Raw genomic sequence first — 12,116 nt, 5'->3', positions numbered from 1 at the left:
GAAGCCGGGGACGGATCAGGATCTGGCGGGCAGCGTCGCGATGAAGCGCTCGACCGTCGGCAGGATGGTGTGGACGATGACGTGGACGCCCTCGGCCGTGGGGTGGAGCCCATCCGCCTGGTTCAAGGCGCGGTCGCCCACGATTCCTTCCAGGAAGAAGGGGTAAAGCACCAGCCCGTATGTCTGCGCAAGCTCCGGATAGATCGCGTCGAAGCGCTTACCGTAATCCTCGCCGAGATTGCGCGGCGCCAGCATGCCGACGAGCATCACCGGGATCTTGCGCTCCTTCAGCCGGGCGATGATCGCGTCCAGCGCTTGGCGCGTCTGCGCCGGGTCGATCCCGCGCAGGGCGTCGTTGGCGCCCAACTCGAGGATGACGCCGTCGGTCCCGTCCGGCACCGACCAGTCGAGCCGCTCCAGCCCGCCTTGCGTGGTGTCGCCGGAGACGCCGGCATTCACGATTTCGACAGACAGGCCCTTTTTCCGCAGCGCCTGCTCCAGCACGGCCGGAAAGGCGGCGCTGCCCGGCAAATTATAGCCGGCGGAGAGCGAATCGCCGAGCGCGACGAGCTTCAGCGTCTTTCCGCCCGGAGCGGGCGCGGTCGCGCTCTGGGCCAGCACTGTCGGCGCGGCGGCCGTCAGGCAAAGCGCGATCAGCGCGAAAAACGCCCCGAGCGATTGGACAAGCGCCGAAGCGCGCCCATATCGGCGCAGGGGCCGCTGCGGGGTCCCGGCCGGGACGGTGATGGCGTGCGAAGTCAGGATCATGGCGTGATGAGCGAGAAGGCCGGCCCGGCGATCGAATTGCGGGATGTACATCTGAGTTTGGGGCGCGGGCCCGCCCGCGTCCATATCCTGAAGGGCGTCTCGGTGTCGCTGGCCGATGGCGAGGCCTCGGGCCTGGTCGGCCCCTCCGGCTCCGGCAAGTCGACCCTGCTGATGACCATGGCCGGTCTGGAGCGCCCCGATTCCGGCATCGTCAAGGTCGCGGGACAGGATCTCGGCCAGCTCGACGAGGACGGGCTCGCCGTCTTCCGCGGCCGGCATATCGGCATCGTCTTCCAGTCCTTCCATCTCGTCCCGACGATGACGGCGCGCGAGAACGTGGCGCTGCCGCTGGAGCTCGCCGGCAGTCCCGGCGCCTTCGACCGCGCCGAAGCGGAATTGCGCAATGTCGGGCTCGGCCACCGCATGGACCACTATCCGGCGCAGCTCTCCGGCGGCGAGCAGCAGCGGGTCGCCATCGCGCGCGCCGTCGCGCCCGATCCGGCGATCCTCGTCGCCGACGAGCCGACCGGCAATCTCGACGAGGCGACCGGCCGCTCGATCGTCGATCTGATCTTCGCGCTGAAGCGAGAACGCGGCGCCACCCTCGTCCTCGTCACCCACGATCTCGCGCTGGCAGCGCTCTGCGACCGCACCGTCCGGCTGCGCTCCGGGGTGATCGAGACGGAAGACGCGATGGCGGCGATCTGACGATGCACGCTCCCGTCAAGCCGCTGGACGGCCCGCCCGCCCGCTCCTCCCGCGGCTTCGGCCTCGCGCTCCGGCTGGCCCTGCGCGACCTGCGCGCCGGCCTGCGCGGCTTCGGCGTCTTCATCGCCTGCCTGGCGCTGGGCGTCATGACCATCGCCGCCGTCGCCTCGGCCTCGCGCGGCCTCACCGAGGGGCTGGCGCGCGAGGGCCGGCGCATCCTCGGCGGCGACGCCGCCTTCAGCCTGATCCAGCGCGAGGCGACGCCGCAGGAGCTTTCCTTCCTGACCGCGCGCGGCACGGTCTCGACCATCGCCACGATGCGCGCCATGGCCAGCGCCGGCGAGAAGGGCGCGGCGCTGGTCGAGATCAAGGCCGTCGATGCCGGCTATCCCGGCATCGGCGCGCTCGTGACCGATCCGCAGCAGCCGCTCGCCGGCCTGCTCGAACAGCGCGACGGCACCTACGGCGCCGTCGCCGATCCGATCCTGTTCGGCCGCCTCGACCTCAAGCCCGGCGACACGGTCACCGTCGGCAGCGCAAAAATCCAACTCCGCGCCACCCTCGTTTCCGAGCCCGACAAGATCGCCGCCGGCGTCGGCTTCGGCCCGCGCCTGCTGATCTCGCAGGAGGCGTTGCGCGCGACCGGCCTGATCCAGCCCGGCAGCCTGATCCGCTGGACCTACCGCCTCCAGCTTCCCCAAACCGCATCCAGCGATGCCGATCTCGACAGGCTGATCGCCGATGCCGGCACGCAGCAGCGCGACGCCGGCTGGGAGATCCGCTCCCGCGCCAATGCGGCGCCGAGCTTCCAGCGCAATCTCGAGCGCTTCACCCAGTTCCTGACCTTGGTCGGCCTCACCGCCTTGCTGGTCGGCGGCGTCGGCGTCGCCAATGCGGTCCGCCGCTTCGTCGAGGCCAAGAAGCTCGACTTCGCCACGCTGAAGGCCGTCGGCGCCACCGGCGGCCGCGTCGTCGCCATCCACCTGACCGAGGTCATGCTGGTCGCCGCCTTCGGCACCGCGATCGGCCTCGTGCTCGGCGCAGCCGCGCCCTTCGCGCTGGGCGCCGTGCTGCAGAGCGTCCTGCCCGTGCCTTTCGAGCCGACCCTGGCGCCGGGCGAGCTCGCCATCGCCGCGCTCTACGGCCTGCTGACGGCGCTGGTCTTCGCCATCGTCCCGCTCGGCCGCGCCCATGACGTGCCGGTCTCGGCGCTGTTCCGCGACCAGGTCGAGCCGGACCCGCGCCGCCCCCGCGCGATCTATCTCGCGCTCTGCCTGCTGGCGCTCGCCGGCCTCGTCGGCGTGGCGCTCGGCTTCGCCTATGACCGGCGCATCGCGCTGATCTATATCGGCGTGATGTTCGGCGTGTTCCTGCTGCTGCGCGCAGTCTCGTTCGGATTGATGGCGCTGGCCCGCCGGCTGCCGCGCCCGCGCAGCCCCGCGCTCAGGATGGCGCTCGCCAACAGCCACCGCCCCGGCGCGCTGACGCCCGCCCTGGTGCTCTCCCTCGGGCTCGGCGTCGCGCTGCTCACGGCGCTCTCCTTCATCGACGTCAGCCTGACGCGCCAGCTCACCGGGGCCTTGCCCGCCAAGGCGCCGAGCTTCTTCTTCCTCGACATCCCCAGCCGCGATGCCGCCCGCTTCGACGCCTTTCTCGCGCAGGAGCGCCCCGGCGCCAGCGTCGAGCGCGTCGCGATGATGCGCGGACGCATCCTCAAGCTGAACGACACCCGCGCCGAGGACATCAAGGCGAGCGAGCAATCCGCCTGGGTGCTCGACGGCGACCGCGGCATCACCTACGCCGCCACCGTTCCCGAAGGCTCGAAGGTCGCCGCGGGCGAATGGTGGCCGGCCGACTATCGCGGCGAGCCGCTCGTCTCCTTCGACGCCCGGAACGCCGCCGGCATCGGCCTCAAGATCGGCGACCGGCTCACCGTCAACGTGCTCGGCCGCAATATCACCGCCCGGGTGGCCAATCTGCGCACCATCGACTGGCGCTCCTTCGGTATCAATTTCGTCATGGTGTTCTCGCCCAACACCTTCGCCGGCGCGCCGCATACCGACCTCGCCACCATCACCGCCGGCCCGGACGGCGAGGGCGCCAGCGACCCCGCCCTGATGCGGCGGCTCGCGGCGGAGTTCCCGGCGGTCACCGCCGTACGGGTCAAGGATGCGCTGGAGGCGGTCAACACCATCGTCTCGCAGCTCGCCCTGGCGGTCCGCGGCGCCTCCGGCCTCGCCATCGCCGCGAGCCTGCTGGTCCTGGGCGGCGCGCTGGCGGCCGGGCAGAGGGCGCGGCTCTATGACGCGATGATCCTCAAGACCCTCGGCGCCACCCGCCGCTTCATACTTTCGTCGTACGTCCTTGAATACGCCGCCATCGGGTTCGTCGCCGCCCTCTTCGGGGTTGTCGCGGGTACAGCGGCCGGCTGGGGCGTCGTCACGCAAGTGATGCGCATCGATTTCGTCAGTGATCCGACCGGGGCATTATTGGCTGCGACTGCCGCCGTGGCGGTGACCGTTCTGTTCGGTCTGGCCGGTACGATAGCGATACTGTCGAAAGCGCCCGCTTCTCATCTCAGGAGTTTATGAGAACTATCTGATCCGCGGCCGGGATAGACATTGGAATCCCGCAGGTCTGCATGCCGCCGCGGCCGAACTTCTATCGTTCGACCGCTCTTAACCCTGTTCCGCCCTTGTAAGGAGCCGGAAAGCGCCTCATATTCCTCTCATCGCGCCGATCATGCGCGAGGATGGCTGGCGCCTGGCGCCTTCCTTCGTCCGAAACAACGTCAGGGGACATTCTCTTAATGAGCAACTTCGACCGCAATGCTCCAGTCTGGGGTGCCGGCCGCGCACAGCAGACCAGCGCCGTCGAGATGGATCAGGGCCTGCGCTCGTTCATGCTCGGCGTCTACAACAACATGGTGATCGGTCTGGCGATCTCGGCGCTGTTCGCGCTGGGCGTCAACAAGCTGGCCGTCACCGACCAGGCCAATGCCGTCGCGCGCATCGGCAACACCTATCTCACCTCCTTCGGCCAGCTCATGTACGGCACGCCGCTGATGTGGGTGTTCGCGCTGGCGCCGCTGGCCTTCATCTTCTTCTTCTCGTTCCGCATCGAGAAGATGTCGGCTTCGACCGCGCGCTCCATGTTCTTCGCCTTCGCGGCGGTCATGGGCGTCTCGATGTCGACGCTGCTGATCCGCTATACCGGCGCCTCGGTGGTGCAGGTGTTCCTGATCACGGCGGCGGCCTTCGGCGGCCTGAGCCTCTACGGCTACACCACGACGAAGTCGCTCTCGGCGATGGGCTCGTTCCTGATCATGGGCCTGATCGGTCTGATCCTGGCCTCGGTCGTGAACATCTTCCTGGCCTCGAGCGGGCTCGGCTTCGTGATCTCGCTGTTCGGCGTGCTGATCTTCGCCGGCCTGACCGCCTGGGACACCCAGAACCTGAAGCAGATGTACCTCTACTCGGACCTCAACCCCGAGGAGGCCGCGAAGCTCTCGGTCAACGGCGCGCTGTCGCTGTACCTGAACTTCGTCAACATGTTCCAGTTCCTGCTCTCGCTGCTCGGCAACCGCGAGTAAGACGAACCCGCTCCTTCGAGGGAGCCGTCATGCCCCGGCCGCAAGGCCGGGGCATTTGTTTTGGCACGGCCATTGCTCACTCTATGGGCATGACCACGCCCTCGATCCGCCCGGCCGAGCCCGCCGACATCGCCGCCATCGCCGCGATCTACGCCCATGCCGTGACGAACGGCACCGCCTCCTGGGAGCTCGAGCCGCCGGACGAGGCCGAGATGCGGCGCCGCTTCGAGGCGATCCTGGCCGGCGGCTATCCCTATCTCGCCGCCGCGCGGGAGGGCGTCCTGCTCGGCTACGCCTATGCCGGCCCCTACCGGCCGCGCCCGGCCTACCGCGCCACCGTCGAGAACTCGATCTATCTCGCGCCGGCGGCGCAGGGTCTCGGCCTCGGCGGCCTGCTGCTCGCCGCGCTGATCGCCGAATGCACGCAGCGCGGCTTCCGCCAGATGATCGCCGTCATCGGCGACGGCACCGGCGCCTCGGTCGCCTCGCGGCGCCTGCACGAGAAGGCCGGGTTCCGGCTGATCGGCATCGCCGAGAAGGTCGGCTTCAAGCACGGCCGCTGGCTCGACCAGATGCTGATGCAGAAGGAGCTGGGCGAAGGCGACCGCTCGCCGCCGGCGCTATGACCGCCCCCATCCCCGCCATGGCAAGCCCGCGGCAGGCCCCCCGCGCGATGACGGCGGGCGGGGCACCGGAGCATCGGACCGAAGATCGTCTTCAGCCGATGCGCCGGCTCTCCGATCCTGCATCGGCTTTTCCCGAAACCCTGCGCCGCTGTTCGGGCCGATGCCCTAACCGACCACGCTGAGCTTCTTGTCGAGCACCCGGAGCACGCGGGAGAGTTCCGAGCCGCGCTTCAGGATCAGCCCCGTCGCCGCCACCACCGAATAGGCTCCCTGCCGGCGCGCCAGCGCCGGGTCCTTGACGATGCGGTAGAGCGGCATTTCGGAGGAGCGGCGGAAGACCGAGAACTGCGCCTTGTCCTTCAGGAAGTCGATGGCGTAGTCGCGCCACTCGCCGGCGGCGACCATGCGTCCATAGAGGTTGAGCAGTTCCGACAATTCGCGGCGGTCGAAGGTGACGGTTGCGGGGCGGGCCGGCGCCGGGAAGGCCAGGACGGCGCCGGCGGCCTTCGATTGCGGCGTTTCGCTTTCGCTCATGGCGCCTCCCCGCTTCGGTCGGTGAAACCTGGATACGACATCGGGGGATGATGCGCCCGGGATGCTGCGCTGGCAAGGGACCGGGCCGGGAACGCTCTTCGCGGTTTCGTGGGAAATGCCGCAATTTCGCCGTCAACAGGTCAAGGACCCGCCAAGTTGCGCCGTTCAACTGCCTGCGTTGCCTCGATGGCCCGGTCCTTTCGGATCCCGGCTTGTCAGCCCCCCAGCCCCCCGGAATTCGGCGGGACCGGGCCATTCGGTCGAGGCCAACTAGCGGCTGGCGTCTCGCCGGCCGTTTTTTCTTTGCGCGGCCGGTCAGCGCGCCTGCCGATGATATTCGGCGTTCGGGCGCATATCGACCGCCGAGGCCATCCGGTTCGACATGTTGTAGAAGGCGGCGACGGCGCCGATGTCCCAGATGTCGCGCGCGCCGAAGCCGGCTTCCCGCAGCGCCGCCCGGTCCTCCTCGCCGATCAGATGCGGCGTCTCGGTCAGCTTCACCGAAAAATCCAGCATGGCGCGGTGCCGCCGCGACAGCTCCGCCGCCCGGTAGTTCATCACGAGCAATTCGCCCAGGACGGGATCGCCCGAGAGCTGCCGCACCGCCGCGCCATGCGCCGCGAGGCAGTAATAGCAGCGGTTCACGCTCGACACCGCGACCGCGATCATCTCGCGCTCCAGCTTCGAGAGCCCCGAGGGGGCCAGCATCAGGTCGTTGTAGAAAGCGGCGAAGGCGGTGAGCTTGGCGTCGTCATGGGCATAGGCGGCGAGCACGTTCGGGACGAAGCCGAGCTTCTCGTCGCATTTCGCGAAATAGGCCTGATTCTCCGGCGAAAGCGCCGCCGGCTTCAGGTCCAGCGCCATCACGGCGGGAGGGGCATCCTGCCGCGCCGGCTCTTCCCCCACCTTCGGTTTGTCATGCTTCGTCGCCATGGTGCGTCCCGTCCTGATTCTGCAACGGCAATTTTGCCGCTTTGTTGAGCAAGGCAAAGTTGAAAGGCCGGGCAGCCTATGTCATCGCTGCGGCAAAACAACGGGGGTCAGCATGGGCAAGCGGGTCACGAATGCCACAGCCGCGGCGGTCGCCGCCATCGAAACGGCCGCCGCCGGGCTGAAGACCGCGATGCCTGCCGCATTCCCCCGGCTGCTCTATGGCCGCTCCGTCGCCGAGGATCTCGAGGCCCTGCCGGCGGAGCTGCTCGCCCGCGCCGCCGCCGCCGCCTATGAGCACCTCGCCGCGCCGCGCCGGCCCGAGACGATCAACCTGCGCTTCCGCGACGACGAGGTCGAGACGGAAGGCCGCCGGCAGCAGGTCACGATCCTCGAGGTCGTCAACGACAACAAGCCGTTCCTGCTCGATTCGACCCTGGCCGAATTGCAGGACCAGGGCTACGAGCCGCGCCTCGTCGCCCATCCGATCCTGGCCGTCGCCCGCGACGCCGAGGGCCGCTTCGTCTCGCTCGCCGGGGAGGCCGCCGGCCGCGCGCCCGAGGGCACCCGCCGCGAGAGCCTGATCCACATCCATCTCGACCGGATCGATTCGGCCGAGGCGCGCGAGCGGCTGAAGCTCGCGCTGGAGCGCGTCTATGCCGATGTCGGCCTCGCCGTCGACGACTGGGCCGCGATGCGCGGGCGCATCACCGAGGTCATCCAGGCCTATCGCGCCAACCCGCCGCCGCTGCCGGAGGACGAGATCGCCGAGGCGCTGCAGTTCCTCGAATGGATCGCCGGCGACAATTTCACCCTGCTCGGCGTCCGGGCCTACCGCTTCCCGGGCGGCGACGTCGCGGCCGATCCGATCGAGGGCTCCGGCCTCGGCATCCTGCGCGACCCTGCGGTGAAGGTGCTGCGCCGCGGCCGCGAGCTGGTGACGACGACGCCCGAGGTGCGCGCCTTCCTGGCGCGGCCGCAGGCGCTCATCATCACCAAGGCCAACGTCAAGAGCCGCGTCCACCGCCGGGTCCATCTCGACTATGTCGGCGTCAAGCTGTTCACCCCGGACGGGCGCCTCGACGGCGAATTGCGCATTCTTGGCCTGCTGACCTCCAACGCCTATACCGGCTCGGCCCGCGCCATTCCTTACCTGCGCCTCAAGGTCGCGCGCGTCGCCAAGAATATCGGCTTCGACCCGGCGAGCTATTCCGGCCGGGCGCTGCTCAACGTGCTCGACGCCTATCCCCGCGACGAGCTCTTCCAGATCGACGTGCCGACGCTGGAGCAGTTCGCGCTCGATATCCTGCAGCTCACCGAGCGGCCGCGCATCCGGGCGCTGGCCCGCGTCGACGAGTTCGACCGCTTCGTCTCGATCCTCGTCTTCATCCCGAAGGATCGCTACGACACCAACGTCCGCCTGCGCGTCGCCGAGTTCCTGGCGCGGGTCTATAACGGCCGGATCTCGGCCGCCTATCCGGCCTATCCGGAAGGGCCGCTCTCGCGCACCCACTACATCATCGGCCGCGACGAGGGGAAAACGCCCCGGATCGACCGCGCCACGCTCGAAGCCGGCATCGGCGCGATCGTCCGGACCTGGAGCGACGGCCTCAAGGACGCGCTCGACCGCGAGAAGCCGGGCCCCGCCGCCCGCGCGCTGGCCGAACGCTACGCCGCCGCCTTCGGCGCGGCCTATCGCGAGCGCTTCTCGGCCGCCGACGCGCTGGTCGACATCGAGCTGCTCCAGCAGCTCTCGGCCGAACGGCCGCGCGCGGTCAATCTCTACCGGCGCGAGGGCGATCCTGCGACGCGCGCCAATCTCAAGGTGTTCTCGCGCGGTGGCGCGATCTCGCTGTCGGCGCGGGTGCCGCTGCTGGAGAATATGGGCTTCCGCGTCGTCAACGAGCGGACCTACAACGTCATGCCGCAGGGCCAGGGCGGCGAGGGCGAGAACGTCCGCGTCTGGCTGCACGACATGACGCTGGAGCGGGCCGACGACGGCGCGATCGACATCGCCCATCTCGAGCCGGCCATCGAGGCGGCGCTGATGGCGCAGTTCCGCGGGCTCGCCGAATCCGACCGCTTCGACCAGCTCGTCCTCGCCGCAGGCCTCGGCTGGCGCGAGGCCGCCCTGCTGCGCGCCTTCGGGCGCTATCTGCGGCAGGTCGGCGCCCCCTATGCGCAGGGCTACATCGCCGATGCGCTGACCCGTCATTCCGGCATCGCCTCCGATCTCGTCGGCTATTTCAACGCCAAGTTCGATCCGCGCATCGATGCGGCCGAGCGCGAGCAGCGCATGGCGCAGAAGCGCGCCGCGATCGAGCAGGCGCTCGACGCCGTCACCAGCCTGGACGAGGACCGCATCCTGCGCCGCCTCGTCAATCTGGTCGACGCAGGCGTGCGCACCAACTTCTTCCAGACCGGCCCGGACGGGGGGCCGCGCGAAACCATCACCTTCAAATTCGACTGCGCCCGGGTCGACGGCCTGCCGCTGCCGCGCCCGCTCTACGAGATCTTCGTCTATTCGCCGCGCGTCGAGGGCGTCCATATGCGTTTCGGCAAGGTCGCGCGCGGCGGCCTGCGCTGGTCCGACCGGCCGCAGGACTTCCGCACCGAGGTGCTCGGCCTGGTCAAGGCGCAGCAGGTCAAGAACGCCGTGATCGTGCCGGTCGGCGCCAAGGGCGGCTTCGTGCCGAAGCAGCTTCCGCCGGCCACGGACCGCGCCGCCTGGCTGGCCGAGGGCACCGAGAGCTACCGCATCTTCATCCGCAACCTGCTGGAGCTCACCGACAATCTCGACGGCGAAACCGTCGTTCCGCCGCCGGACACGGTGCGCCATGACGGCGACGATCCCTATCTCGTCGTCGCCGCCGACAAGGGCACCGCGACCTTCTCCGACACCGCCAACGCGATCTCGCTGGAGAAGCATCACTGGCTCGGCGACGCCTTCGCCTCGGGCGGCTCGCAGGGCTACGACCACAAGGGCATGGGCATCACCGCGCGCGGCGCCTGGGAGGCGGTGAAGCGCCATTTCCGCGAGATCGACATCGACATCCAGACGACGCCCTTCACCGTCGCCGGCGTCGGCGACATGTCGGGCGACGTCTTCGGCAACGGCATGATGCTGTCGCCGGCGATCAAGCTGGTCGCCGCCTTCGACCATCGCGACATCTTCCTCGATCCCGATCCGGACCCGACCAAGTCGCTGGCCGAGCGCCGGCGCCTCTTCGCCCTGCCGCGCTCCTCCTGGGCCGATTACGACAGGAGCCTGATCTCACAGGGCGGCGGCGTGTTCTCGCGCCAGGCCAAGAGCATCCCGCTCTCGCCGGAGGTCCGCGCCCTGCTCGATCTCGACGGCAAGGAGGTCTCGCCACCCGAATTGATCACGGCGATCCTGAAGGCGCGCGTCGACCTGCTCTGGTTCGGCGGCATCGGCACCTATATCCGCGCCTCCGACGAGAGCGACGCGCAGGTCGGCGACCGCGCCAACGACCCGATCCGCATCGCCGGCAGCGACGTCCGGGCCCGGATCGTCGGCGAGGGCGCCAATCTCGGCGTCACCCAGCGCGGCCGCATCGAGGCGGCGCGCAAGGGCGTCAGGCTCAACACCGACGCCATCGACAACTCGGCCGGCGTCAACACCTCCGACGTCGAGGTCAACATCAAGATCGCGCTCGCCGGCCTGGTCAAGGACGGCCGCCTCGCGGAGGACAAGCGCAACGAACTGCTGGCGGCGATGACCGACGAGGTCGGGCTGCTCGTCCTGCGCAACAACTATCTGCAGACCCTGGCGCTCTCGCTCACCGAGGCCAAGGGCACCGCCGCCACGCCGGGCCTGCGCTTCCTGATGCAGACGCTGGAGCAGGAGGGCCGGCTCGACCGCGGCGTCGAGTTCCTGCCGAGCGACGCCCTGCTCGTCGAGCGCGAGAAGCGCGGCGAGGGCCTGACCCGGCCGGAGCTCGCCGTGCTGCTCGCCTATGCCAAGCTGGCGCTGCACGACGCGCTGCTCGAATCGACCGTGCCGGACGATCCCTATCTCGCGACGGAGCTCGCCCGCTATTTCCCGAAAGCGCTGCGCGACGCCTATCCCGAGGCGATCGCTGGCCACCGGCTGCGCCGCGAGATCGTGGCGACCCAGCTCGCCAACGCCATCGTCAACCGCGGCGGGCCGGCCCTGGTGCCGGTGCTGGCCTCGCTCACCCGCTCGGAGGTGCCCGCCATCGCCGCCGCCTATGCGGTGGCGCGCGATTCCTTCGACCTCATCGCCCTCAACGGCGAGATCGACGGACTCGATGCGAAGATCCCCGGCAGGACCCAGCTCGGTCTCTACGCCGCCGCCCAGGAGCTGGTCGTCGACCGCATGGGCTGGTTCCTGCGGCGCGGCGTGGCGAAGCCCGGCACGATCGAGCAGACCGTCGCGCATTACGCCGAGGGCGTCGCCAGCCTCTCGGCCGAGCTCGACACGCTGCTGCCCGAAGCGGCCGCCCAGGCGCGGCTCGCGCGCATCGCGGTGCTGACCTCCGAAGGCGTGCCGGAGACGCTGGCCAGCCGCATCGCCAGCCTGCCCTCGCTCGCCCAGGCGACCGACATCGTCGACATCGCCGAGCGCAGCAAGCGCCGCATCGGCGAGGTGGCCCGCATCCATTTCGGCGTCGACGCCTTCTTCGGCCTCGCCGGGCTCAAGGCGGCGGCCGCCGCCGTGCCGGCGACCGACGATTACGAGCGCCTGGCCCGCGAAAGGGCGCTGGAGACGCTGGACGACGCGCATGCCCAGATCACGCAGGAGATCGCAGCCTCGGCCTCCGGCGAGGGCTCGCTCGAAAGCTGGCTGGCCGAGCGCGGCAGCGACGCCGAGCGCATCCGCAGCACGGTCAACGCCATCGCCGCCTCGGGGCTGACCTTGCCGAAGCTGATGGTGGCGGCCGGCATGCTGGCCGACCTGCCCCGCAAGAACTGAG

At 69.7% G+C, this 12,116-nt stretch carries 8 protein-coding genes; 5 read left to right on the top strand and 3 right to left on the bottom strand.

What is annotated here, in order from left to right:
• Nucleotides 1-15 precede the first annotated feature (15 nt).
• Entirely contained in the window at nucleotides 16-768 is a 753-nt protein-coding gene (locus ACWH43_RS22975; protein ID WP_158445160.1) for an arylesterase, read from the bottom strand.
• Between the two features lie 6 nt (nucleotides 769-774).
• Between ACWH43_RS22975 and ACWH43_RS22970 the strand changes: the two genes are divergently transcribed.
• The 4 genes from ACWH43_RS22970 (at nucleotide 775) to ACWH43_RS22955 (ending at nucleotide 5,694) form a co-directional block, all read left to right on the top strand.
• Nucleotides 775-1,476, top strand: coding sequence for an ABC transporter ATP-binding protein (locus tag ACWH43_RS22970; protein WP_158445161.1), 702 nt, complete (start codon nucleotides 775-777; stop codon nucleotides 1,474-1,476).
• A 2-nt stretch (nucleotides 1,477-1,478) separates the two neighbouring features.
• Entirely contained in the window at nucleotides 1,479-4,067 is a 2,589-nt protein-coding gene (locus ACWH43_RS22965; protein ID WP_158445162.1) for an ABC transporter permease, read from the top strand.
• A 218-nt stretch (nucleotides 4,068-4,285) separates the two neighbouring features.
• Complete coding sequence (locus ACWH43_RS22960) at nucleotides 4,286-5,068, top strand: Bax inhibitor-1/YccA family protein (protein ID WP_158445163.1); 783 nt, start codon at nucleotides 4,286-4,288, stop codon at nucleotides 5,066-5,068.
• An 89-nt stretch (nucleotides 5,069-5,157) separates the two neighbouring features.
• Nucleotides 5,158-5,694, top strand: coding sequence for a GNAT family N-acetyltransferase (locus ACWH43_RS22955; RefSeq protein WP_158445164.1), 537 nt, complete (start codon nucleotides 5,158-5,160; stop codon nucleotides 5,692-5,694).
• A gap of 165 nt (nucleotides 5,695-5,859) precedes the next feature.
• Here ACWH43_RS22955 and ACWH43_RS22950 read toward each other — a convergent pair whose 3' ends face one another.
• Nucleotides 5,860-6,228, bottom strand: coding sequence for a DUF2794 domain-containing protein (locus ACWH43_RS22950; protein WP_158445165.1), 369 nt, complete (start codon nucleotides 6,226-6,228; stop codon nucleotides 5,860-5,862).
• A gap of 315 nt (nucleotides 6,229-6,543) precedes the next feature.
• Entirely contained in the window at nucleotides 6,544-7,092 is a 549-nt protein-coding gene (locus tag ACWH43_RS22945; protein WP_158445168.1) for a peroxidase-related enzyme, read from the bottom strand.
• Between the two features lie 181 nt (nucleotides 7,093-7,273).
• On the opposite strand from ACWH43_RS22945, the gene ACWH43_RS22940 reads away from it, so the two are divergent.
• A complete protein-coding gene (locus tag ACWH43_RS22940) occupies nucleotides 7,274-12,115 on the top strand; it encodes an NAD-glutamate dehydrogenase (protein ID WP_158448360.1) in 4,842 nt (1,613 codons plus the stop codon).
• Nucleotide 12,116 lies beyond the last annotated feature (1 nt).

The sequence above is a fragment of the Allobosea minatitlanensis genome, assembly GCF_964020775.1.
The sequence above is the reverse complement of the archived record's forward strand: the minus strand, read 5'-3'. Positions and strand labels throughout refer to the sequence as shown.